The organism is Nocardia sp. NPDC046473, assembly GCF_040645995.1.
Lineage (GTDB): Bacteria > Actinomycetota > Actinomycetes > Mycobacteriales > Mycobacteriaceae > Nocardia.
On record NZ_JBEYZJ010000001.1, the window covers coordinates 612,989 to 636,594 of the forward strand.

Sequence of the window (23,606 nt, forward strand, 5' to 3'; positions counted from 1 at the left end):
AGTAGGTCAGCAGGTGTGAATACTGCGTCGTGAGCTGACCTCCTGCCCCAACGACGAGCAGATCGTCGTTGGGGCAGGTCGGGTGGCCAGGCCCTAGGCAGCCAGTGCTCCGCCGAGCAGGATCCCACCGAGGATGATCGCGGGCACACCGAAAACGATGGTGCCGACGATGGCGCCGAGGGCGGCACCGGGAATGGCGGTCACGATGCAGCCGCCGAGGAAGCCTGGGATGGTGAGTACGCCGAAGGTGGGCAGGGTTGCGGCGCCGCCGACCAGCAGGCCGCCGAGCAGGCAGCCGAGGGAAGCGCCGACGAGGGTGCCGATGACCGTGCCCAGTGCGGTGCCGATGCCGATGATGGTGGAGAAGGTCGACAGCGCTGCGCCGAAGGCGGGAGACTGCGGGTCCAGGGCGATGTCGTTCAACTGGTCGGTGGTGCCCGGCGCCGGTGTCGCGCTCGCGGGATCCACACTCGGTGTCAATGTCGCGGTGTTGCCGTCGATTCGGGCTGCGATCGGCCATCGCTGGTTATCTCGGTAGTAGCCCAGCGGGAACGAGGCCATCAGATTGCCGCTGTCGTCGCGGATCTCGAGCCGGTCGTCGGCGGTATCGAGGGAACCCGAGTCGGTGGACAGGGTCATCGAGCCGCCGACTGCCTGCGCTGTGTAATGCAGGCCGGCCGGCCCGTCGTCGGCCTGCGCCGTGGTCAGTGAACCCGCCACGATGGCAGCCGTAAGTACTGACACGGCAACGAATTTCGTCGATACATTCATGCGCACACCACCCTCGATTCGGCCTGCTGGCACGGTGGCACCGCGCATCAGATCGGGTTTTGGACATGTCACGAGACATCATGGATGCCTAGCGGCCCCGCTGACGATAGCTATCCCGAATAACAATATGGGTTAAACCTAAGTCGGCGAGCCGCTATAGACAAGGCTTGCTGATTGTTAACTGTGGCACATGTCGTGGTGTGGACCAGCTCGTGTCCGACGTGATCGTTGCACCGTCAACGGAATGTGTTCCGAGCCTTGTGGGAGCGTTGAGCCGTCAGGCGGTATCCGAACCGACACGTCGCTCGTAGCGGGAACGGGCGCGGTGGTAGGCCGTTTGCAGGAGCTCGCGGGTCGGTTCGTCAGTGCTGGGGCCGGGGTTTACTACTGCGAGCCAGCCTGCGGCGGCGTAGGTGGGGTGGGGGATGACGGTGTCGGTGGCGCTGTAGTCGACCTCGGTGGCGGCTCGCGGGGTGTGGCCGGTCCAGTGGGTGAACGCGTCTTTTCCTGCGGCGATATTCACTCGGAAGGTGTTGGGGCGGTTCAGAAGTGAGCTCTGATCGTCGGGGTAGTCCTTGGTCACGATGGTGGCGAAGGGTTGGGTGTTGGTGGGAATGGCGCCGTCGGGGGAGTAGTAGAAGAAGGTGTCGCCCCAGCTGATTTCGGGCCATTGGTCGCCGGCGGTGGGGCTGAGGGTCAGCACGCCGTCGAGGGTGGCAACGAAGTCGATGATTTCGTCTATGGTCATGCTTCCAGCGTCTCATTCAAGTGCTTGTGTGGACTTCGTGCGAAGTTATGAGGAGGTTCGCGTGGAAAGCCTCAAATCGCAGTTCAAGCGCACGGTCGATATCGCTCGGCATGCTGGCTACTCGGTTCAGCAGGTGCGCAACCTCGAACGTGACGGTGTGCTGCCGCCCGCCAACCGCACCGCGACCGGCCACCGGATCTACGGCGAGGTGCACCTCCGTTCGGCACTTGCCTACCGAGCTCTTGCGGTCGGCACGGGCCCGACCGAAGCCAAGAAGATTCTCCGGGTGGTCCACTCGGGTCCGATCTCGCAAGCCCTCGCGCTGCTCGACGCGGCACACGCCCGGCTGCACGCCGAGCGCATCGAACTCGGACATGCCAAGCGCGCCGCCGCATCGATCTCGGGTGAGCCGATCGATGACGTGCACAGCTCCGACTCGATGAGCATCGCCGAACTCGCCGACGCACTCGGCGTCCGTCCATCCACGTTGCGACACTGGGATTCCGAAGGTCTGGTGATCCCGGACCGCACCCGACAAGACGCGCGCCACTACACGCCGAGTCAGGTTCGAGACGCCCGGATCGTTCATCAACTCCGAAAGGCGGGTTATCCGATCGAACACCTACGCGCCGTGCTACCGGAATTGCGGCGTGCACACCGATCCGAGGACGTGCAGTCCGCGCTGGCCGCCAGGGATTCCAGCATCACCACCCGCGCCATGGCATTCCTCGACGCTGCCGCCGAACTGCGCGCCGTGGTTTCGCTCACCACGCCGATCCAATGACGCCGCCGTCAAACGAAACGGGTTGAAAGCAAACATAATTCGACGCTATCTTGCGCGCTGACTTGCGGTCGCTCGGCGGCAATGGCACGATTCGCACGTTCGGGGGGCTCGTTCGGAATCGCCCAACTCTGTGTTCGACTACTTTCAATGGGGGAAATCCGTGAATCTGGACTTCAGCGCCGACCCGCAGTTCTCGTGGTACGTGGTCCTGCTGCTGGTGAGTGGTGTGGCAATGCTCGCCCTGTCCTTCGCCAAATCCCAGGGCAACATGGGCCAGATACTCAACGCCGTCTTCGGCACCTTGTTCGTGGGCTACGGCATCTATCTGGCGTTTCTTTTCGAGGGCGGCTCGTACTGGATGTTCTTCCAGGCCTTTATTCTGCCCGTGCTGCTGGTATTCCAGTGGGCCAAGTCACGGAGCCGTTCCGCGTAGAACCGGCCGCTGACCGCTAGCTGGCCAGCTGCGGTCAGCGTCACAATCCGCTCCTGAGCAGGGCAAATGTGCCGGTCGCCGAGAAAAATAGTTTCGCGAACCAGTAGGTGGCTACCCCTTGGAGAACGCCAGTGCTCGTCGGCGACGCCAATGACGGCGTCGGCGGCCGGTCGGCGGAATGGAGTTCGCCAGCACCTGGCGGGCTGTCACGACAGCGGGAAGGAACCACATTCATGTTGATGCTCACCCCCACCGCCATCGAGGTCGTTCGCAACATCACGTCCGCGGAGGGCGCGCCGGAGGAGGCCGGCCTACGCATCTCGACCGCGGACGGCGCCGAAACGCTGCAACTCGAAGTGGCCGCGGTACCGGCTGAGCAAGACCAGGTCCTGACTGCCGAAGGATCGCGAATCTTCTTGGACCGCGAGGCCGCCGCATTCCTGGACGACAAGGTCCTCGACACCGGAACTGATCACAACGGCGAAGGTGGCTTCGTCATTGCCCAGCAGAGTCAGTTCACCACGGGCAATTAACCCGCTGGCCCGCCGCTCCGCGTGTTCAGGCCTGACTCAGGCATCGGAGGTGTTGGCGTCCGGCAGGTAGTGCGGTGGACGGGGTCGGCCCGTCCCCGGTGAGTTACCCATCTGCTGATGAAATCGGTAGAGCGGCTTCCTATCCCGGGATAGGAAGCCGCTCTCGCTTTACCCGACGAGGGCCAGGCGAGCGCCCCTGCTCGCACCGCCCGCTCGCGTCATCAGCCGGGCAACCGCCTCGGCAACCCGCCCCGGCTGCTCCATGATCACCGAATGTCCGGCCCCCTCGACCAGCACGAAATCCGAATACTCGACGGCCGCGGCCATCGCGACGGAATGCGACGACGGCGTCATCAGGTCGGCGGAACCACACAGCACCAACGTCGGAATCCTCGACAGCACCGCAAGCGCGTCGGTCTGGTCATAGACCATGAACCCACTCAGGAAGCTCGCCATCGTCACGATCGGCGTCTCGTTGTGCATCGCGTTGGCGAGGGCCAGCACCCGGGGGCTGACCTTGCGATCGCCGAACTCGGCGGTCCGAATGATCGGCGCGAAAACCTTGCAGGCCAACAGCTTTGCGTGCTGCATCAGCGCCGGAGCCCGCCGCACCGCAGCCTGGAAAACCGAAACGACCGGGTTGCGCAGCAGGCGCCCGAAACCGGCGTCGGCAAGTCCGCTCGCCGCGGTCGCGATCAGCGCGACACCGACGATGCGAGTGCCGACCTCGTGTGGACGCTGGCTGATGTAGGTCAGCACGGCCATGCCGCCCATCGAGTGACCGACGAGCACAACCGGCCCGGTGGGCGCGACAGCATCGAGGACGTCGCGCAGATCGTGCCCGAGCTGCTCGAGGTTATAGGTCTGCCGCGAAGCCGCAGCTGAATCGCCGTGGCCCCGATGGTCGTAACAGACCACCCGAGCGTCGGCGTACTCGCGCAGCAGCGCGTCGCGCACATAGGTCCAGGACTCCGTGCGCAGGCAATGTCCGTGCAGCAGAACGACTGTCAGATCCGCGTTGCGCGGCCCGTACTCGCGAACCGCGAGCGCCACCCCATCCTCGGTCGAAACCGTGGCATGACGTGCTGCCGAGGTGGTGTTCGAGATCGACATCGGAGACTCCGGTTCGCTGGGGTGACACGTCTAACTGTCCGCCGCAGCCGCCGCCGATATCAGGACCCCGAGTGCTGAGCCCGGTCCTCCAAGGTGGAGCAGATCACCACCCAGGGTGTCATCGGTCCGCGGGCGCGTGGCGGGCAAACCTGCGCGGTGTCGGCGTGCATATCGAGGGCCCGCCCTGGGAGAGCTGACCGGGTGGGTCTTTGGACGGCGAAAAGGTGGACCTCGTAAACGAGGCCCACCTTTGTGTTCGCGGTGCTTACTTCAGAGTGATGTCATCCGCGCTGTAGGACCCTTGGCCATACCAGCCGTGGACCCAGACGGTGACCTTGGTGGTGGCGGCGCCGGTGGTGAATTTGGTCGAAAGTTGTTGGTACGCACCGCCGGTTCCCGGAGTCCAGGTGGACGTGTCGGTGGTGCCAGAGCCGGTGACGCCGAGGTAGACGTAGTTGCCGTTCACCCATGCTGCCAACGTGTAGGCATGATTCGGCTCGACGGTGATCTGTTGCGAGCATTGAGCAGTGTCGCCACTGCTCGCCGCACCGGTGAGGGCGTTCTTGCCGCCGTGTACCGGGCTGGTGACGAGCGAGCCGAGGTTGCCCGTGCAGGACCACGGGGACAGTGCGCCGCTTTCGAAATCCCCGTTGATCACGCCGTTTCCGGTGGGTGGCGTGGTCGTGGTGGTCGGCGGGACGGTCGTTGTGGTGGTCGGCGGCACCGTGGTTGTCGTCGACGTCGGCGGTGTGGTCGGCGTGGTGGTCGGCGGCGTGCAGCTGGCGGCGCTACCGTCGACGGTCTTGATCACCTGGTTGAACAGGGTCGACGCGGGATCCAGGTTTTCCAGCGAGTACATCATCGCGCCGCCGAGTCCCTTGCAGTGCAGGTAATCCGACTTGGCCTGGATGGATTGCAGTGAGTCGCCGCCCCAGAAGTTGGTGCCGTCATAGAAGTAGGCGGCCTGCGCTACCGGGTCGTAGAACGTGCGTGACGGATTGTCGACGACGCCGGCCAGTTCCTTGTACATCCGGATGCCAGGGACGTTTCCGGAGGATGGCCCGCCGGGTGCCGGACCTGACGCGGGTTGGAACAGTCCATGGTTATTGCCGGGCTGCACACCCGTCCAGCCGCGGTAGTAGAACGGATAGCCGATGGTCAGCTTGTTCGCCGGGAAGCCACCGGGGATGCCGTAGGAACTGTCACCCGTGGTCCACGCGGTGACCGCCTCGTCGATGTTGTATTTCGCGGTGCCCGGCGGGACCGGGTTCATCGGGTCGTCCGGCCTGCTGTAGATCGGATCCTGGAAGTTGGTCGGCCCCTTGGCATCCCACGCTCCGTGCATGTCGTAGGTCATGACATTGACGAAGTCGAGGTTGTTGCCGAGTTTGTCGGTCTCGTAGTTGTGGATCTTGTCCTGCCCCGCTCCCACGGCCGCGGTCAGCGCGTAGTGCTTGTTGTCCACCACGCCCTGCGCGTCCAGCTGCTTGCGCAACTCGGCCGTCAGCAGGGTGAAGTTGGCCCGGTCGGCGGGCGAGGCGTGGTTGCCCAGATGGCCGCCACCGCCGGGATACTCCCAGTCCAGATCGAGACCGTCGAAGATGCCCTTACCGGTTCCCGGGCCGCCGTAACCGTCGGCCTGCGGCAGGTTGCCCTTGATGAACATGTCGATGCAGGAGGACGCGAACTTCTTGCGCGAGGCATCGGTGGCGGAGATATCGGAGAAGAACTTCGAGTACGTCCAGCCGCCGATCGACAAGAGCACCTTCAGGTTCGGGTGCTTCGCCTTCAGCTGCTTGATCTGCTTGAAGTTACCGACGATCGGGTCGTTCCAGGCGTCCGCGGTGCCGTCGACACTGATGTCCGCGCCGAACGACTTGCCGTAGTCGGCGAACGAATCACCCGCGCCGTCACCGGCATTCGGGTTGTTCTCGTCCTGGCTGGCCGCCTTGTTCGCCTCGAAGCAGGTCAGGTCGGTGGGGTGGATGTTCGCGAACGCGTACATCATGTAGTCGAGCTTGCCCGCCATCCCCGAGGTGTCGGCGTTCTTGAGGTAGAAGGCGTTCTCGTAGACCGACCACTGGTTGTAGTAGCCGATCTTGACACCGCCTGAGGTCGGGGGAGCCGCGGCCGCGGTCTGGGCCGGTGCGTTGGTGAATCCCACCAACACCGCGGCTATGCCGATCAATAGACTCGCGACCATTGCGACGAGCCCGGTAGATTTCGCCGTTCGCATGGGGTCCTCCCTATGGGGACGTTGGATCGGTCCCCGATGAACGGAGTCGCGGAAAGGTCCGCGAATCGTTCACCGCGACATTTCTGTGCACGCGCGGCGATGGCCCGAAGATCGTAGGCGAACGAGAACCGAAATATATTGTGCTAGTGGTTGTTCCGGGCGAAGCGGGTGCCGCCGAGCCTGGCCAACCGTTTGAATCATGACATGAATGCAGGCGTCCGGATCCCCAGTGTGAGAGTGGGGAATTGGGGCACGTCAGCGCGTAATTTCCCCAGTTCCAACGGTATAGACGCGGGGGTGTCGGCGGGGGATTCTGATGCCGATCCGACGCGGCGAAAACGCCCGATTCCTGCCGGCGGGACAGCCGACAGGAATCAGGACATCGCACTTCGCATAGGGGTATCAAATCATCCGGTGACGAGGCGTCCCATCGAGTGAACCTCATCGACGTCACTGCTGGTGATGAAGGACCACGGCGCGGTGAAGAAGCCGTTGGCGCCCCAGCCCGAGCCCCAAGAATTCTCGATGGTGACACCGTTCTGGTCGTATCCGACGATCGTCACCTCGTGGCCGCCTACCGTGCGCTCGTTGCGTGACGGGTTGTAGCGGGAGTTGCTCGAGTTCAGATCCATGAAGCTCTGCCTGACCTCGAACCCGATCGGGACCGGCAGGCCGGACGCGATCGCGTTCTTGATGTTGGTCACCCGGTCTCCGGAGGACAGATCCTTGGCGCCGGAGAGCTTGTAGTGGGCGGCATTTGCGCGCTCCGACGCATCGGGCTGGGTGGTGTAGTCGAAATCGCCCTGCCAGTAGTGGGATTTGGTGTCGATTCCCTGGCTGGTCTCCATCGGCAGTGCGACACCGGCCCAGGTGCCCTGGTCATCGCCCTGCGCGATCTGCGCGTAGATGTACATCGGCGCCATCGGACCGCCGGCGATCTGCTGCTCGTTCATCAAGATGCCGTAGCCGGTGTAGCCGGTCGCCCAGGTCACGCAGGACCCGACCGCACCCTGGTCGCCTGCGGGCGCCGCGTACTGCTTGAGCGAATAGGACGCCGGCGCCACGGCGGAGCCGACCCGGACGGGCAGTGCGAATCCGGTGCTGGTGTCCTTGCCCTTGTTGGCCTTCGCCGCTTGCACATTGAATCCGAAGGCATGGTGCTTGAGTTCGGGTGACGTGGGCGGTTGCGCTTGCGCGAGTCCCGCCGAGACGAGTCCGACGCCCACCGCGAATGCCACTGCGGCGGGCAGGATTGAGTAACGCATGATGACTCCTGAATTGGCGATTTGTCCGTTTTGTCGACTTGGGGCAGATTGCCCCGATGCGCACCGGACGTCGAGAAATGTTGAACTGTCGAACAGTTCGGACGTGCCGTTGCTACATTGCGAATGCTCCTCGCAAAACAGCAGTGCGGCAACAGCATTCGGTGTTGACATCGTGTTTCGGATTGGGGAAGTTCCCCACTTGCCGCCGTCGGAAGTCGCGGCGTAGCTTTTCCAGAAATTTCTGCAACCCGAAAGAGGGTGCCCGAGTGCTGCCGCGAAGAAAACTCCATGCCTTGATAATCGCCGCGACAGTGGTGATCTTTTCGTTCGGTCAAGCCACCTCGATTGCCGAACCGAATTCTGCTGGAAAGGATTTCGGATCACGCTCGACCGGGTTGCAGGTCACCACCGCACTACCCGGCGTGATCGAACCACGAGCCATGGCCGTCGGTTCGAAGACACTTCCCTATGCCCAACAGGTGCAAGAGTGGAATCAATGGTGCTGGGCCGCCGACGGCGCCTCGATATCCACCTACCTCGGCCACCGCATCGCCCAGACCGACTACTGCAAACTCGTGCACAACGCCGCCCGGGGCAAGCCGTGTCCCAACGAGAGCGCGTCACTCGAAGAGATCGCCAACGCATTCAAAAAGATCGGCTTCAACGCCTCGGTGGGATCACCGTTCTCCATGACCAAAATCGCCGCGGAAATCTCGGCAAATCGCCCGATCCTCACCGGAATTGCCTGGGCGGCAGGCGGTGGTCACGCCCAGGTCGTCTATGGCTACGACGCGGACGCGGGCACCATCACCTACGGAGACCCGTGGCCGACCTCGCGACGAATCGTCACCCAGACGCTCGCGTCATATACCCAGAACTCCGAATGGGCGTGGTTCGGCGAAGATTACGGAATAACGAAAAACAAATGAGCCGGCGCTCGCTCTGCGCAGCGGCGGCACTCCTGGCCGCCGCCTTGGCGATTCAGGGATGCGCGGCCTCGCCGCATACCCCGGCAAATGCCGATGCCAGTTCGGCAACCGCCCCGGATGTCGACACGATCGATCGGGTACTCGAATCGCCGGCGACAGCCCAATTGGCCGCCTCATTCCTCAGATCGCAAAACCCGCCCACCACCGAAAGCCTGCCGACTCTCCACCGAACCGGCCCCCACGTAATGGTCTACGCAACCAACCCGAGCTTCGCGACCGATCCCCAGTCCCCTCTGGACAACGCAGGCACCCCGTCATACATCGCCATACCAACAAAAATCGACCCACGAACCGAGCCCGACACAGTCCAGCTCGACCCAACCGCTCCCTACGCCCCGCGCGCCATCGCGACAGGAACAGAGGAATCCCAAGCAGCCCAGGCCCTGCCACCCGACGCCCAACTGCTCCTGGACTACCCGTCCCACACCTGGTTCGCCTGGACCGAAACCCACGTCACCGCAATCTCATCCAGCACCTACACCGACATGAAGGGGCGAGAATTCGACACGAACCAATTCAAACAGTGGCTGGCGTCACGGTGAGCTCCCACCCCCTTGGGGATCGGCAGTGGACTGGCGGGTGGACCTGATCGAACCCGCAGGTTATAGCCATGAGCGGCCAGCAGAACCGCTACGCTCAGGAGACAACACTGTGCGGGAGGGCGCCTTGAGCGACGTCGGATCGTTGTGGAAAGCACTCGATGAGCAGTTGCTGCCGTTGCTTCGTCGGTACCGCCGCAACCTTTCATCACTACAGGTCGACACGAAAGCTGACAACACACTGTTGTCGGAGGCAGACCTGGCTGCTCAGACGACCATCGTCGAAACCATCGGGCAATACTTTCCCCGGTCTCGATTCGTCGCGGAAGAAGACGGGGCGGAGCTGCCGAGCTCAGGCGAGCTGACTTGGATCATCGACCCAATCGACGGCACGAGTGAGTTCGTCGCGCCCGGTGGGCGCGAATTCTGCAGTGTTGTATGCCTTCTCGAAGCCGGTATACCGACAGGGGCGTACGTTCTCGCGCCCGAGCTGGGCGCCGATCGCACGCCGATCATGATCCACTGGTCGGGAGAGGTAATCGTGAACGGCCAAACCGCTGAGCCGCTTAACTTTTCAGCGATACCTCGGCAGGCCTCGGTCACGCGAAGTAAGGACGCCGCCGCACGGAAGTTCGAGAACGATCTCGCCGATGTCGGCTGTGTTATGAAGACCCGCACCACATCCCAAACTCTCGACATGGTCAGAACGTGCATCGACCTCTCCGCCTGGACCCGGGCTCCGGAACATCAGTTCGACCTGTTCTACCGGACCGATCAGAAGGTGTGGGACGGAGCGGCGGGCATCGGACTGTCGATGGCGATGGGCCGTACGGCCACCGACGGGGGCGGGGTCAGCCCGTTGCCGCTCGGCGAGCAGTTCTTGAATCAGCGTGAGCCGACCTTCCCTGCGACGGTTGTCGGCGACGCGGATTGCGTGCGGTGGTTCGTAGAGTTGCTGGCGGAGTCCCGGGGCGGCTGATGTCGAATCGTGTCATGGTGGACGTCACGACGTTCATCAGCGCCGAGGAATTCATCCTCTCGCAGAACCACAGCTCGCCGTCTCGACCTCGGGATCCCTTTGCGCAGCAGTGCTATGCGGAGCTTGTCCAGTCGCTGATCTATTTCGATGAGGTGCTCGTACCGCATCCGACGGAGCTGAATCCGGTCCCAGCAGACTACGGCGACTTTCCTCGAATCCTTCGCCATCTCTTCGATCTGCGAATCGCCGCACCGTTGTCGATCGATCCCAGTGAAGAGCCGGCCCTGGTCACAGCCGAGCGAGCCGCGATGGAGACGCTCAAAACAACGGGCGTCGAGACCATGCTCCGGTTCATCGACAAGACCCGTCGCGCCGATCGCGAAGTGCAAGAGCGCGGTGGCGGGCAGCGGATGCTGGCGAACATTGCGGCGTGGGCGGACTATCAGTGGGAGAACGTCAGGGTCGATGGCCATCACCGTGCTCGTATCGGCGGCGCTGATGGTGTGGAACTCGACCCTTTTGGTCAATGGGCACGTGCGTCATCGTTCGCGATGGAGGGACAATTCCGCAGCCTGATCGCGGATAATGAGCAGCAGCTATGGCTCATCGCCACATTGGTGCGTTCGCTGCGCTACTCGGCACGGGCGAAGGTGAAAAGCGTTGCGTATACACCGCATCCCCTTCGGCGCGACTTCTCGGTGATGTTCGATCTCTTCGACGACGGAGTCGCGGAGAGCGCAATCGAGGAAGTGATTTCGGCGGTCCGCGGCATACCCAGCGAGATCCGCAAGGTCGCTGGGGCGAGGCAAGGGCGTCGCTTGCAGATGTTGGAATACCAACTGCCGCTGCTGGGCGGAAGGTTGTGGTCACTGCGTGATCGAGGACGTTTCGCCGACGAGCGTTGGCTGCAGATGATCTGCGGACGTATCGACGAATACCGCTCGAGAGCAGTCGATTTCCGGCGAGCGCTGTCTCGGTGCGACACCGAAGAGGAAGCTCGTCGCTTGGAACTCGATGTGGAAGGGGTCCGCGACCAGCTGCTCAGGCGCCTAGGTCTCGAGTCGGCTGAACCGAACGAGACAGAGACCATGTTGATCGAGGCCGCAGCGTCGGTCGCGGAACTAATCGGCCCAGGGATACCCATCACCAGGCCTCTTCGTCTCGCCTTGGTCCCCTTCCGGCGATATTCGGGAACGCTGGAGAGTCTGCACCAGAAGTTCCTCTACCGGGAGTTTGTCAGCGGTATGTGAGGAGTTCGAGAGCTGACGAAGAGCGGTCGCGGCTTACGTGCGGTTTTTGGCGGGGCGGTTGGTGGCGGCGCGGCGTTCGGCTTCCTTGGCGGCGATTCGCTCGTTTTCCTTGACGACCTCGGCGTAGTTTTCGCGTTCGCGGATCAGCCACTCCGGCGGGTCGGCCAGGAGGGCGGCGATTTCGTCGGCCGTGAGGGCGTCGGAGACTTCGGCGCGGGAGAGGCCGGAGTTGGAGACGCCCAGTTTGCGGGCGGTGATGTCGCGGGGGAAGGGGCCGGTGCGGCGGAGGTCGGTGAGCCACTCCGGCGGGTTGGTGCGGAGGGCGTCGAGGTCGGCGCGGGACAGCGGGGTGTTGCGGAAGGATTCCGGGGCCGCGGGCAGGTAGATGCCGAGCTTGTTGGCTGCGGTCAGGGGCTTCATCATCTGGGGGTTAGGGTCCGGGCTCACCGAGTTAGCTTATCGGGTGCAGATATGGTTCCTGGCATGAGCCGGTTGGAGTCGATTGATGTCGTGCGGCTGCGGTGGTTTGTCGCGGTTGCCGAGGAGCTGCATTTTGCGCGGGCGGCGAAAGGGTTGAACATTTCGCGGCAGCGGCTGAGCCAAACGGTGATCGAATTGGAGGGGGAGCTGGGGACGAAGCTTTTCGTGCCAGGGGCGCAGCCGACTCAGCTGACCGAGGATGGGGCGGAGTTGCTGGGGGAGGCGCGGGAGTTGATCGCGCGGGCGGCGGCGGTTGTCGAGGAGACGCCCGATGGGCCTGCCGCATTGCGGGTCGGGTTCGTGCCAGGGGTGACGGTGTCCAAGTGGACGCGGATCTGGAGTGAACGTTTTCCGGATACGTCGCTCGAGGTGGTGGCGGTGCCGATGGGGGAGCAGGAAGCGGCGTTGCGGGAGGGGCGGGTCGATCTGTGCTTTGTTCGGTTGCCGATTGATCGGGACGGGATGAGTGCGATTCCGCTCTATCGGGAGTTGCCCGTGGTTGTGGTGCCGAAGGATCATCCGATCTCGGTGTTCGAGCAGGTGAGCATGGCGGACCTGGCGGATGAACGGATGCAGGATGCCTCCGATATCGACGCTGTCGAGGGGGCCATCGAGCTGGTCGCGGCCGGAGTGGGTGTCGCCGTGGTTCCGCATTCGATCGCTCGGTTGCATGCTCGGCGCGACCTTGTGTATCGCACGGTCACCGACGTCGCGAATACCGAGATCGCCTTGGCGTGGCCGACTGATCGGACCACTGATGTGGTCGAGGATTTCGTGGGTGTTGTCCGAGGGCGTTCCGAGCGGAGTTCTCGTTCGCCAGTCGCTCGAGCCAAAACCCCTGAGCCACAGAAGAAGTCGGCGGCGAAGCGGACAGGTGGGCGGCCGAGTCCGGCACGGAGTTCGGGCGCCAAGAAGAAGCCTGCCAAGCGTCGAGGACGCTGATTCGCAGCTGTCGAGAACGCGTGGCAAACCGTTGCGGAAGGTCGGTTGGGGCGCTCTTGTGCGGTCGGTGCCAGCTGATCTTGCCGCCGCCGGAAGGGCCGTCGAGCGGAACATGACTGCGGCGCAACAGGAGTGCGCTCGATCATGTCCCGCTCGACGCCGGATCAACCTGAATGCCGTTCGGCCGCAGCATTATCGGGCAGCGTCCGAACAGCCGCCGCTATAGGCGCACTGAAACCTGTTCGCCTACGGGCGAGTTCAGCTGTTTGCTCCGCAAACACGGTTGAGTTGATCGGTGACCGGATCCAGGTCGCTCACATTGTCATCGGCCAACGCGTTGGCGTAGGCGATGATGACGTCCTTCTCGGCCTGCTCGCCACCGCTCGCGGCGATGGACAGCAGCGTGCCGTGCAGCGCCTTCGCGACGGCGTCCTCCAGGACGCCGTTCGGAGATCCGGCGATGGCCTTGTTGATGGCGTCGACGGCGCGGCCGCAGGTCTCGGACTGGGCATGGGCCGCAGCGGCGGGCAGCAGCAACAGCGAACCGACGGCGCTGGCGGTCAGCAGCGCGGCGGCGAAGATCTTGGGCATAACGTCCTCACGGTCTGGTCAGCAGCGAAGGTCCGCGACCCGAATCGGGTCGCGGACCTCTCGACGCACACCGTACTAGACCGTTCGGTCTGGTGAAAGCCGATATATCTCAGGGCATTCGGCGTGCCGCAACCCGACTAGCGAGGCTTGCGGCGCAGGAACGAGTCCCGGACCAGAATGCCGACGATGGCGAGGGCGAAGCCGACCAGGAAGATGTCCTCGACATGTCCCTTGTGGTTGCCGATGACCATCGCGACCAGGATGAACGCGACGATCCAGCCGGCGGCGCGGAAGGTGCGGGGCGATTCACCGCTCCACCCCCACGCCGCGGACGGAACCTCGGCGGTGTCCACGTGAGTGACGATGGCGCGCTCGGTGCTGGCGGGTTCGAGTTCCGTGGCGGCCACGATTCGCTCCTTAGCTGGTTCGGGATGGACTACTGCTCGATATCGTGACATACGACGGTGCGTCGTTGTAAGTCGGGACACGCCGCTCGGCGGACGGTGGGGCGGCGGGGCGGGTAAGCATCGTGCCTGTTTTCTGGTGCGCCACAATGAACACGTGTCCGACATCGTGAGAGTCCTGCTCCTCGGCAGTACCGGATCCATCGGTACCCAAGCGCTCGAGGTGATCGCCGCCAACCCCGACCGGTTCGAGGTGGTCGGCCTGGCCGCGCGCGGCGGCAATACCGAGCTGCTGGCCGCGCAGATCGCGGCCACCGGGACCCGCAATGTCGCGGTCGCCGACCCCAAAGCCGCTCAGCAGCTCGGCATCCCGCTGGCGGGCCCGGACGCGGCGACCGAACTGGTCCGCCGCACCGAAGCCGATGTCGTGCTCAACGCGCTGGTCGGCTCGCTCGGCCTGGAACCGACCCTGGCCACGCTGCAGTCGGGCACCCGGCTCGCGCTGGCGAACAAGGAATCGCTGGTGGCGGGCGGCTCGCTGGTCACTCGCGCCGCGGCGCCCGGCCAGATCGTGCCGGTCGATTCGGAACATTCCGCGCTGGCCCAGTGCCTGCGCGGCGGTCGCGCCGAGGAGGTGGACCGGCTGGTGCTCACCGCCTCGGGCGGCCCGTTCCGCGGCTGGACCGCCGAGATGCTGGAATCGGTGAATCCCGCTGAGGCCAAGACGCATCCGACCTGGTCGATGGGCCCGATGAACACGCTGAACTCGGCGTCGCTGGTCAACAAGGGCCTGGAGCTGATCGAAACGCACCTGCTGTTCGGCATTCCCTACGATCGCATCGACGTCACCGTGCACCCACAGTCGATCGTGCACTCGATGGTCACCTTCACCGACGGCTCCACCCTCGCCCAGGCCAGCCCGCCGGACATGAAACTGCCGATCGCGCTGGCCCTCGGCTGGCCCGACCGGGTCCCCGGCGCCGCGCTGGCCTGCGATTTCGGCACCGCCGCCACCTGGACTTTCGAGCCGGTCGACAACGAGGTCTTCCCGGCCATCGACCTGGCCCGCCGGGCCGGCGAGGCGGGCGGCAGCGTCACCGCCGTCTACAACGCCGCCAACGAGGTTGCGGTACAAGCCTTCCTGGACGGCGCCATCCGTTTCCCCGACATCGTCCGCACCGTAACCGCCGCCGTCGAGGCCGCCGATCAATGGCGCACCGAACCGAACTCCCTCGACGAAGTCCTCGCCGCCGACAGCTGGGCTCGCGAATTCGCTCGATCCCGCGTTCACGCCTGACCGCTCGGCAGGCTCGGACTCGCCCGCCGACCATCGCCTGGCACACTGAACACGCAGGCCCGGGAGAGGCCCGGTTACTGTGGTCGGGGTGCTCGCGGCCGTGACGGGATGTGCGGGTCCAGGTTTGTGGGCGGCCGATCCGGCGGTCGCACTTCATCGAGGCGAGCTGCGCTATGCAGGAGGGCTGCTAAACACATGGTCTACGCGTTGGGGTTCGTGCTGTTCGCGCTAGGCATCACGATTTCGATCGCGCTGCACGAATGCGGGCACATGTGGACCGCCCAGGCCACCGGCATGAAGGTGCGGCGGTACTTCATCGGTTTCGGGCCGAAGGTGTTCTCGTTCCGGCGCGGCGAGACCGAATACGGCCTCAAGGCGCTGCCGCTCGGCGGCTTCTGCGATATCGCGGGCATGACCGCCCTGGACGAGCTGGAGCCGGAAGAAGTCGAGCGGGCCATGTACCGCCAGGAAACCTGGAAGCGGATGGTCGTGATGTCGGGTGGCATCGCGATGAACTTCCTGCTCGGCTTCATCCTGGTGGTCATCCTCGCCATCGGCTGGGGCCTGCCGCGGTTCGATCAGCCACCGGCCACCGCGCTCGGCAACATGAGTTGTGCAGCGCAACAGAATCCGGACGGCAGCATCCAGCCGTGCTCCGGCGAGGGCCCGGCCCAGCGTGCGGGTCTGCGGCGCGGCGACATCGTCAAGTCGGTCAACGACGTGAAGGTGAAGACCTGGAAGGACTTCCAGTCCGAGACCCAGAAGCAGACCGGCCCCTTCACCTACACGATCGAGCGCGACGGTCAGACTCTCACCATCCCGGTCACCCCGGAACGTGTCATGCGTTACCCGGAGGGCGGCGGAGCGGGCCGCGAGGTCAGCGTGATCGGTGCGGGCTCGGACTTCTACGGGCCGGTCAAGTACAACGTGCTGAGCGCGATCCCCGCCGCGGGCGCGTTCACCGGCGACATGTTCGTGCGCACCTTCCAGTCGTTGGCCCAGCTGCCGCAGAAGGTGACCGCGCTGTGGAGCGCGGTGACCGGCGGCGAGCGTGACCCGGAAACCCCGGTCAGCGTGTACGGCGCGAGCAAGATCGGCGGCGAGACCGCCGAGCGCGGGCTGTGGGGCGTGTTCATCCTGGTCCTGGCCAGCCTGAACTTCTTCCTCGGCGCCTTCAACATCCTGCCGCTGCTGCCGCTGGACGGCGGCCACATGGCGGTGGTGCTGTACGAGAAGATCCGCAACACCATCCGCGGCTGGAAGGGCCTGGCACCCGGCGGTCCGGTGGACTATCTGAAGCTGTTGCCGCTGACCTATGTCGCGGTGGTGATCGGCGGCGCCTATATGGTGCTGACGCTGGTCGCCGACATCGTCAATCCGATCAAGTTGTTCTGAGTTCGCACGGACGCGGTACCCTGTCGCCGGCACTTGGGGGACAGCACGTTGTCGTGGGCGTCACAGGGTGGTCGTTCGGCGTGCGCGACTAAGCTCGGAAACCGAACGGCCCACAATGTACGTACGAAAGTAGGCAGCCGAAAGTGACCAGCACAATCGGATTGGGGATGCCCGCCGCACCCGCGGCCGTTCTCGCTCCTCGACGCAAGACTCGCCAGTTGCAGGTGGGCAATGTCGGGGTCGGAAGTGATCACCCGATCTCCGTGCAGTCGATGACCACCACCAAGACCCACGACATCAATGCCACGCTGCAGCAGATCGCGGAGCTCACCGCGTCCGGCTGTGACATCGTCCGGGTGGCCTGCCCACGGCAGGAAGACGCGGACGCGCTGGCCACCATCGCGCGCAAGAGCCAGATCCCGGTCATCGCCGACATCCACTTCCAGCCGCGCTACATCTTCGCGGCCATCGACGCCGGCTGCGCCGCGGTGCGGGTAAATCCCGGCAACATCAAGGAATTCGACGGCCGGGTCGGCGAGGTCGCCAAGGCCGCGGCCGCGGCGGGCATCCCGATCCGCATCGGCGTCAATGCCGGTTCGCTGGACAAGCGGATGCTGGAGAAGTACGGCAAGGCCACCCCCGAGGCGCTGGTGGAATCCGCGCTGTGGGAGGCGAGCCTGTTCGAGGACCACGGCTTCGGCGACATCAAGATCTCGGTCAAGCACAACGACCCGGTCATCATGGTGGAGGCCTACCGCCAGCTGGCCGCGCGCAGCGACTACCCGCTGCACCTCGGCGTGACCGAGGCGGGCCCGGCGTTCCAGGGCACTATCAAGTCCGCGGTGGCGTTCGGTGCGCTGCTGTCGGAGGGCATCGGCGACACCATCCGGGTCTCGCTGTCCGCGCCGCCCGCCGAGGAGATCAAGGTCGGCGATCAGATCCTGCAGTCGCTGAACCTGCGCCCGCGCAAGCTCGAGATCGTGTCCTGCCCGTCGTGTGGCCGCGCCCAGGTGGACGTGTACAGCCTCGCGAACGCAGTCAGTGCCGGTCTGGAGGGCATGGAGGTGCCGTTGCGGGTGGCCGTGATGGGTTGCGTCGTGAACGGGCCCGGCGAGGCGCGCGAGGCGGATCTCGGTGTCGCGTCCGGCAACGGCAAGGGCCAGATCTTCGTCAAGGGCGAGGTCATCAAGACCGTGCCGGAGGCGATGATCGTGGAAACCCTGATCGAAGAGGCGCTGCGCATCGCCGAGCAGATGGGCGTGGAAGCGGGCGCGGGCGAGCCGGTCGTGACGGTCGGCTGACGACCTTCCCGGGTGGTAGCCGGACTTCGTCTGGTTCAGTTGAACATTCTGCGAACTGTTGCGTTCGGCATAGCCGTACCACATCGCCGATTTTCGTGGCAGGCTAACAGCGTGCGGAGTCTGCTGGAGCCGACGCGCAGGGCGAAATACGTCCCCGCGCGCCAGCTCGCGAACCGGGACCTGGGACAGGTCCTCCGAGTGCTGGATGCCGATCCGGTGGCCTCGTGCATGGTCGCCGCCCGGCTCCAGGAATTCGGCCTGGACACCACCAGGTGTGGGCAGGGCGAACTGTGGAGTCGAGGCGGCCCCTCGGAGTCATTGTGTTTCTCGGGTGCGAACCTGGTCCCGCTGCGCGGTGACCACGACGCGCTCCGGGCGTTCGCGGACCGCGCGCTGCGCTGGCCGCGGATCGCCTCGTCGGTGGTCGGACGCCGTGAACTGGCGTTACCGCTGTGGGAGATGCTGGCCGACCACTGGGGCCCGGAGCGGGAACTGCGCGGCGAACAGCCGCTGCTCGCCCTCGCGCAACCGCCGCTGGTCGCGCCCGACCCTGATGTCCGCCGGGTGCGGCCCGACGAACTCGAACGCTACCTCTGCGCCGCGATCGCGATGTTCATCGAAGAGGTCGGCGTCGATCCCCGCGCGGGCGACGGCGGTCGCGGCTACCGCCGCCGGATTCAGAGCCTCATCGAATCCGGCCGCGCCTGGGCACGTTTCGAGGACGGCGAGGTCGTCTTCAAGGCCGAGGTCGGGTCGTTGTCCCGGCGCACCGGCCAGATCCAGGGGGTCTGGGTGCATCCCGAACATCGCGGCACCGGACTCGGCACGGTGGGCACGGCCGCGATCGCCAACGCGGTGGTGGCGTCCGGTCGCACCGCGAGCCTGTATGTGAACGACTACAACGAAGTCGCGCGCCGCGCGTACAGCCGCGTCGGCTTCCGGCAGATCGCTACCTTCGCCACCATCCTGCTCGACTGAGCTCGCCTACGCTGAAAGCTGTTTCAGTGGAAAGAAACACGGAGCGGCGCGGAGGTTTGCTCAGCGTTGGCTATTACCATCGGTGCCGATGTCGACCAGGACCGATCCGCTGAGGACACCGCTCATTGTCACGCTGGCTGTCGCGATGCTCGCGTTGCCCGCGGCCGGCTGCGCGCGCGGCCCGCAGGGACCGGTGCCCGCGGCGGACGAGTTCGTCACGGCGTTCGCCAAGCACGACGTTGCGGCCGCGGCCGACCTCACCAATCAGCCCGAAAAGGCCAGTGCCGCACTGGGTTCCGCGTGGGATCACCTCCAAGCCGAGCAGCTCTCGGCGCACACCGGCTCGGCCAGGGTCAGCGGCGACACCGCGACCGTCGACTACACCTACGAGTGGCAGTTGCCCAAGGATCGGACCTGGCGCTACACCGGCCAGTTGCAGATGGGGCGCAGCGGCGGCCGCTGGAAGGTCCGCTGGACCTCGTCGAACATCCACCCCAAGCTCGGTGACACCCAGACGATGTCGCTGCGCGCCAACCCGGCGCCCCGCGCGCGGGTGAACGAGCAGGCGGGCAGCGATGTGCTGGTGCCCGGCAAGGTATCCCGGGTCGCGTTCACCGCGGCGAACGCCGCCGACCCCGGCGCGGTCGCGACCTCGCTGGCGGCGGCACTGAGCCAATTCGACCCGCAGCTCACACCGGAATCCGTGCGGGACGCGGCGGTCGCCGCCAAGGGCGCGTACACCGTCGCAGTGCTCAGCGAGAGCGAATTCGACCAGGTCAGTACCGATCTCATCGGTTTGCCCGGTGTCATGATCACCCCGGAGTGGGACCTGGTGCCCACCGACCGCGCGTTCGCGCCGGACCTGATGGCCCAGATCCGCAAGACGGTGATCGCCGAGGTGGACGGCAAGGCGGGCTGGAGCGTGGTCACCATGAACGCCAACGGCGCCGACACCGACGTGCTCACCGAGGTGCCCTCGCAACCGGCACCGTCGTTCTCGCTCAGCGTGGATCGCAACGTGCAGAACGCCGCGCAACGCGCCGTCGACCTGCGTGAAGAGCAGACGATGCTGGTGGCGATTCGTCCATCCACCGGCGCGATCCTGGCGATCGCGCAGAACAAGGCGGCCGACCAGGACGGCCCGGTCGCGACCATCGGCCAGTACCCGCCGGGTTCGGTGTTCAAGACGGTGACCGCGGCCGCCGCCATGTCCACCGGACTCGCCACGCCCGACACGGTGCTGCCCTGTCCGAGCCGAATCACTATCGGGGACCGCACGATTCCCAATTACAACCTGTTCACGTTGGGGGACGCGCCGATGATCACGGCGTATGAGCGGTCGTGCAATACCGCGTTCGCCAACGTGGCCAGCAGACTGCCGGGCGCCGCGCTGCACGAGGCCGCCGCGAAACTCGGTGTCGGCCCCAGCTATACGGTCGACGGGCTGCCGACGTTCTCCGGCTCGGTGCCGCCCTCGGATGAGCTGATCCAGCGCACCGAAGACGGCATCGGCCAGGGCAAGGTGGTGGTCAGCCCGCTCGGCATGGCGTTGATGGCGGCCACCGTCGCGCACGGCTCGGTGCCGGTGCCGTACCTGATCGCGGGCCGCGCCACCACGGTCGATGGCGCGGCGCCCGCCCTCGCGCCGCAGGTGAGCACCGGGCTGCGGGCGATGATGCGCAGGGTGGTCACCGGCGGCACCGCCGAGCGGATCGCCGATCAGGGGGAGGTGTACGGAAAAACCGGTGAGGCCGAGGTCGACGGCGGGTCGCACTCGTGGTTCGTCGGTTACCGCGGCGATATCGCGTTCGCGACGCTATTGGTCAGGGGTGGCAGCTCCGACAACGCGGTCGCGGTCAGTCGCGATATGTTCGCCGCGCTGCCACCGGGTTACTGAGCCGCGCGGTCGTGCGCGGCTGCCGGGTTGCTGGAGGATGCGGCGTTATCCATGATCACGGCGCCGGCGTCGCCGCCGTCGAGGATTTGGACGGTCGCGGCGCCGCCGAGGACGATGGCCACGCTGGCCAGAATTGTGGTGGAACGCTTCATTGTTCGGCTCCCTCGGGGTCAGGGGTGTCGACGGGGGAAGGTTCTAGCTGTTCTGCGCAGGGATTACCGCGCGAAGTTATCTGAAAGTTTGCTGACTTTTGAACCGTAAACCGGGATCGATTCATCGAACAAGCGCGAGTGGCCGACGACACATGGCAGCAAGAACATGCCGCGGGTCACATTTCGGGCGAATCCCGGTGAGACTACCTCGGCACGGGCCGGTCTTTTTGTGGAATTCGCCGAACGCGAAAACAACTCCATGAAACCGGACCATCCGGCCAAATAATGTTTGGATCCCGCACCGTCCAGTGGAGAGAGTCCGGATCGCGCGGTACGCCGACAGCCTGAAACGCGGTCGCGGGGGAAGCGCTCACCCTGGCCTATGACGACTTTTCAGTTGGCGCGGTGCAGGGTGGCGGCGAGGTGGTGTTGCAAGGGCTCGCCGACCGCTGCCATGCGCAAGGTGTAATCGATGGTGTCGCCCTTCAGTTGGAAGGTGCGGCCGAGGGCGGTGACGAGTTTGGCGGTGCTGGAGCGGCCGATGCTGGTGGAGTCGAATTCCATATGCAGCGCGCCGTCGGCGACATTCAGTACGCCCTCGCATATTTCGGTGATACCGGTGGGGTGGGCCAAGATCAATTCGACCCGGTCCGGGCGCGGGCAGCGCAGATAGCCGGTTTCGGCGTGCATCGGGCGGCTGCCGTCGGCGGCGCGGGTGCGCTGCCGATAGGTGAGGAACGGGCGGCCGAGATGGCCGAACCGGATTTCCTCCAGGTAATCGAACGGCTGGATGGTCGGGTATTCGCCGTGTCCGTCGCCACGCCAGGTGCCGAGCAGCGGCGCCAAGGGAGCGATGTCGGGATGGGGTGCGATTGACGGTTGGGGTTCGACCACGGCGCACAGCCTAAACCTGTTGGTGCACGGTGGCTTCGTATACTGCCTAATTCGGTGATTCGGCTAGCGACGGCCGGTTGGGGCGGAGGCTCGGGGGCTGGTGTCTTGCGCTTGGATCGCTGCGTCGACTTCGTCGACCGCGGTGCGAATCATGGTGCCGTAAGGGGTGTCGGGGAGGCTGGGCAACGTGGCTCGGGCGGCGGCGAGTTCGCGTTGGGCGGCGGTGAAAGAGCTGAGCCTGCGGTAGTTGTCGGCGAGGTTGAGGTGCAGGGACGGGTAGAAGCCTTGGACGTCCAGCGACGAGTCGTATTCCTGAGCGCGGGTGTTGGTGAGGGAATCGGCGGCGTCCAGGGCGCGAATGTCCCAGGTGAGTGCCTCGGCCGCGTCGTCGTGCAGGTCGGCGAGGTAGTGGGCGAGGGTGCAGCGGTGCAGTGGATCGCCCTGTGGGCCAAAGGAATTCCATAGGGCGAGCAGTGACTCGCGGGCCGCATCGGGTTGGCCTTCGTGTCCGAGTGCTACCGCGCGCGTGATGGCGGTCATGGTGTCGTCGGTCATGGGGGGTCCTATCTGTCGGCTGGATGCCAGGTCGGCATGGCCAGGGTGGTGAGGTCGCCGTCGGTGGCGGAACGCAGGACGACCGGGTGGTCGGCTGCGGCGATGTCGAGCATGAGATCGGGGCCCAGGGCGGTGTGAATCGCTGGGAGCAGTGTCGTGACTTCGAAGAAGAGGTCGATGTCGGAGCCGGTGACCGTGGCGGGCAGGTGGTGTCGGTTACTGCTGTCGGACACGGTGAGGCCAGCGTTTTCTATCTCGAATCTGACTGTGGGGGAGCTATTTTCGAGGAGAGTCAGCAACGGCAGGCGAGCCGTCAGCACCCGGGTTCGGACCGGCGCCAGGCCCGACAAGACCGCTCGACAGTCAGGGAACGGCTCATCGATCAGTGGGCAATATCGCTCGGCATCCTCGCCGACCAGCAGCAAGCCCTGATCGGTTGGGGCGGCGACGATTTCGTCCAGCCGACGAAGCCAGCCGATGATCGGCGCGAGATCGCCGGCATCGATGACCACCGACCAGTCGCTGCCTTGCCGGTCGCGCGACACCACCGTCCGAGTCGAGAGCCGGTAGCGATCGGTGGCGGTGAGCGTCAACGAATTCGCCCTCACCTCCAGCAGAATGCCTGCGAGAACAGGGATTTCGCGATTGTCCGCCGCAGCGTTCCGTACCTGCTCGAATGCCTCCGCTAACAGTGCGGCAGGCAACGCGACACGGTCATCCATCGACCCGACCGCGAGCGTCCGCTTGATCTTCGCGGCAAGGTCGGCGGCCGCCCGCGCTCGTCGCTGTAACTCGTCGACGTGCTCGTCCAACAGTCGCTCAGCGCGCTCGACATCGCCGGACAGGATGTCCGAGATTGATTCGAGCGGTACCTCGATCGCCCGCAGGCGGCGGATCAACGCCGCTCGTTCCTGCTGTACCTCGGTGTAATACCGGTACCCGGTGAGCGGATCGACCCTTGCGGGCACCAGCAACCCACAGTCGTCGTAAAACCGCAGCGCACTCGCCGTGAGCCCACTCGCTCGCGCCAAGACGCCTATCGTGATCAACCCGTCGGACTCTGCCACCCGGCCATCATGA

At 65.1% G+C, this 23,606-nt stretch carries 25 protein-coding genes; 13 read left to right on the forward strand and 12 right to left on the reverse strand.

All coding sequences use genetic code 11. The annotated features are described in order from the left end of the window. Positions 1-93: 93 nt before the first annotated feature. Together ABZ942_RS02955 and ABZ942_RS02960 are read right to left on the reverse strand one after the other, a co-directional pair. A complete protein-coding gene (locus tag ABZ942_RS02955; RefSeq protein WP_357378433.1) occupies positions 94-771 on the reverse strand; it encodes a hypothetical protein in 678 nt (225 codons plus the stop codon). A gap of 277 nt (positions 772-1,048) precedes the next feature. Next, complete coding sequence (locus tag ABZ942_RS02960; RefSeq protein WP_357378435.1) at positions 1,049-1,519, reverse strand: DUF6194 family protein; 471 nt, start codon at positions 1,517-1,519, stop codon at positions 1,049-1,051. Positions 1,520-1,580: 61 nt separating this feature from the next. On the opposite strand from ABZ942_RS02960, the gene ABZ942_RS02965 reads away from it, so the two are divergent. The 3 genes from ABZ942_RS02965 (at position 1,581) to ABZ942_RS02975 (ending at position 3,269) form a co-directional block, all read left to right on the forward strand. Continuing rightward, on the forward strand, positions 1,581-2,303 hold the full coding sequence (locus ABZ942_RS02965; RefSeq protein WP_357378437.1) for a MerR family transcriptional regulator: 723 nt from the start codon (positions 1,581-1,583) through the stop codon (positions 2,301-2,303). A 160-nt stretch (positions 2,304-2,463) separates the two neighbouring features. After that, positions 2,464-2,736: a hypothetical protein gene (locus tag ABZ942_RS02970; protein ID WP_357378439.1), complete on the forward strand. Its 273-nt coding sequence runs from the start codon at positions 2,464-2,466 to the stop codon at positions 2,734-2,736. Between the two features lie 233 nt (positions 2,737-2,969). Then, on the forward strand, positions 2,970-3,269 hold the full coding sequence (locus ABZ942_RS02975; protein ID WP_357378441.1) for a hypothetical protein: 300 nt from the start codon (positions 2,970-2,972) through the stop codon (positions 3,267-3,269). Between the two features lie 168 nt (positions 3,270-3,437). Here the strand turns inward: ABZ942_RS02975 and ABZ942_RS02980 are convergent, their stop codons facing one another. From ABZ942_RS02980 to ABZ942_RS02990, 3 genes are all read right to left on the reverse strand, one after another. Beyond that, positions 3,438-4,382, reverse strand: a complete 945-nt coding sequence (locus ABZ942_RS02980) for an alpha/beta hydrolase (protein ID WP_357378443.1) — start codon at positions 4,380-4,382, stop codon at positions 3,438-3,440. 265 nt (positions 4,383-4,647) lie between these two features. After that, the gene (locus ABZ942_RS02985) at positions 4,648-6,618 is read right to left on the reverse strand and encodes a glycosyl hydrolase family 18 protein (protein WP_357378445.1); all 1,971 of its coding nucleotides are present in this window, start codon (positions 6,616-6,618) and stop codon (positions 4,648-4,650) included. 407 nt (positions 6,619-7,025) lie between these two features. Next, the gene (locus ABZ942_RS02990; RefSeq protein ID WP_357378447.1) at positions 7,026-7,883 is read right to left on the reverse strand and encodes a C1 family peptidase; all 858 of its coding nucleotides are present in this window, start codon (positions 7,881-7,883) and stop codon (positions 7,026-7,028) included. A gap of 182 nt (positions 7,884-8,065) precedes the next feature. Here ABZ942_RS02990 and ABZ942_RS02995 point away from each other — a divergent pair, with 182 nt between their 5' ends. The 4 genes from ABZ942_RS02995 to ABZ942_RS03010 are packed head-to-tail and all read left to right on the forward strand — an operon-like array spanning position 8,066 to position 11,640. Then, the gene (locus ABZ942_RS02995; protein ID WP_357378449.1) at positions 8,066-8,812 is read left to right on the forward strand and encodes a papain-like cysteine protease family protein; all 747 of its coding nucleotides are present in this window, start codon (positions 8,066-8,068) and stop codon (positions 8,810-8,812) included. Continuing rightward, complete coding sequence (locus ABZ942_RS03000; protein WP_357378451.1) at positions 8,809-9,414, forward strand: hypothetical protein; 606 nt, start codon at positions 8,809-8,811, stop codon at positions 9,412-9,414. The genes ABZ942_RS02995 and ABZ942_RS03000 overlap by 4 nt, the downstream gene beginning before the upstream one ends. A 37-nt stretch (positions 9,415-9,451) precedes the next feature. Next, complete coding sequence (locus tag ABZ942_RS03005; RefSeq protein WP_357378453.1) at positions 9,452-10,390, forward strand: inositol monophosphatase family protein; 939 nt, start codon at positions 9,452-9,454, stop codon at positions 10,388-10,390. A gap of 14 nt (positions 10,391-10,404) precedes the next feature. Beyond that, positions 10,405-11,640 carry a hypothetical protein gene (locus ABZ942_RS03010; RefSeq protein ID WP_357378455.1) on the forward strand — a complete coding sequence of 412 codons (1,236 nt, stop codon included), beginning with the start codon at positions 10,405-10,407 and terminating at the stop codon, positions 11,638-11,640. Between the two features lie 33 nt (positions 11,641-11,673). Here ABZ942_RS03010 and ABZ942_RS03015 read toward each other — a convergent pair whose 3' ends face one another. Continuing rightward, on the reverse strand, positions 11,674-12,087 hold the full coding sequence (locus ABZ942_RS03015; protein WP_357378457.1) for a DUF5997 family protein: 414 nt from the start codon (positions 12,085-12,087) through the stop codon (positions 11,674-11,676). A 36-nt stretch (positions 12,088-12,123) separates the two neighbouring features. Here ABZ942_RS03015 and ABZ942_RS03020 point away from each other — a divergent pair, with 36 nt between their 5' ends. Next, positions 12,124-13,062: a LysR substrate-binding domain-containing protein gene (locus ABZ942_RS03020; protein WP_357378459.1), complete on the forward strand. Its 939-nt coding sequence runs from the start codon at positions 12,124-12,126 to the stop codon at positions 13,060-13,062. Between the two features lie 258 nt (positions 13,063-13,320). Here the strand turns inward: ABZ942_RS03020 and ABZ942_RS03025 are convergent, their stop codons facing one another. Beyond that, positions 13,321-13,653 (reverse strand): hypothetical protein, encoded by a 333-nt coding sequence (locus tag ABZ942_RS03025; RefSeq protein WP_357378461.1) that lies wholly within the window; start codon positions 13,651-13,653, stop codon positions 13,321-13,323. 137 nt (positions 13,654-13,790) lie between these two features. Continuing rightward, positions 13,791-14,060, reverse strand: coding sequence for a DUF2631 domain-containing protein (locus tag ABZ942_RS03030; RefSeq protein ID WP_357378463.1), 270 nt, complete (start codon positions 14,058-14,060; stop codon positions 13,791-13,793). Between the two features lie 154 nt (positions 14,061-14,214). Between ABZ942_RS03030 and dxr the strand changes: the two genes are divergently transcribed. The 5 genes from dxr (at position 14,215) to ABZ942_RS03055 (ending at position 20,925) form a co-directional block, all read left to right on the forward strand. Beyond that, complete coding sequence (dxr, locus tag ABZ942_RS03035) at positions 14,215-15,354, forward strand: 1-deoxy-D-xylulose-5-phosphate reductoisomerase (protein ID WP_357378465.1); 1,140 nt, start codon at positions 14,215-14,217, stop codon at positions 15,352-15,354. 195 nt (positions 15,355-15,549) lie between these two features. Beyond that, complete coding sequence (locus ABZ942_RS03040) at positions 15,550-16,749, forward strand: M50 family metallopeptidase (RefSeq protein WP_357378467.1); 1,200 nt, start codon at positions 15,550-15,552, stop codon at positions 16,747-16,749. A 143-nt stretch (positions 16,750-16,892) separates the two neighbouring features. Then, positions 16,893-18,050, forward strand: coding sequence for a flavodoxin-dependent (E)-4-hydroxy-3-methylbut-2-enyl-diphosphate synthase (ispG, locus tag ABZ942_RS03045; protein WP_357378469.1), 1,158 nt, complete (start codon positions 16,893-16,895; stop codon positions 18,048-18,050). Between the two features lie 111 nt (positions 18,051-18,161). Beyond that, positions 18,162-19,028, forward strand: coding sequence for a GNAT family N-acetyltransferase (locus ABZ942_RS03050; RefSeq protein ID WP_357378471.1), 867 nt, complete (start codon positions 18,162-18,164; stop codon positions 19,026-19,028). A gap of 145 nt (positions 19,029-19,173) precedes the next feature. Then, complete coding sequence (locus tag ABZ942_RS03055; RefSeq protein ID WP_357379341.1) at positions 19,174-20,925, forward strand: penicillin-binding transpeptidase domain-containing protein; 1,752 nt, start codon at positions 19,174-19,176, stop codon at positions 20,923-20,925. Here ABZ942_RS03055 and ABZ942_RS03060 read toward each other — a convergent pair. From ABZ942_RS03060 to ABZ942_RS03075, 4 genes are all read right to left on the reverse strand, one after another. Beyond that, the gene (locus ABZ942_RS03060) at positions 20,919-21,077 is read right to left on the reverse strand and encodes a hypothetical protein (RefSeq protein WP_357378472.1); all 159 of its coding nucleotides are present in this window, start codon (positions 21,075-21,077) and stop codon (positions 20,919-20,921) included. The genes ABZ942_RS03055 and ABZ942_RS03060 overlap by 7 nt on opposite strands. A gap of 393 nt (positions 21,078-21,470) precedes the next feature. Next, a complete protein-coding gene (locus ABZ942_RS03065; protein WP_357378474.1) occupies positions 21,471-21,971 on the reverse strand; it encodes a peroxynitrite isomerase in 501 nt (166 codons plus the stop codon). A gap of 63 nt (positions 21,972-22,034) precedes the next feature. Continuing rightward, the gene (locus ABZ942_RS03070) at positions 22,035-22,526 is read right to left on the reverse strand and encodes a hypothetical protein (protein ID WP_357378476.1); all 492 of its coding nucleotides are present in this window, start codon (positions 22,524-22,526) and stop codon (positions 22,035-22,037) included. 8 nt (positions 22,527-22,534) lie between these two features. Next, complete coding sequence (locus tag ABZ942_RS03075; RefSeq protein WP_357378478.1) at positions 22,535-23,593, reverse strand: MerR family transcriptional regulator; 1,059 nt, start codon at positions 23,591-23,593, stop codon at positions 22,535-22,537. Positions 23,594-23,606 lie beyond the last annotated feature (13 nt).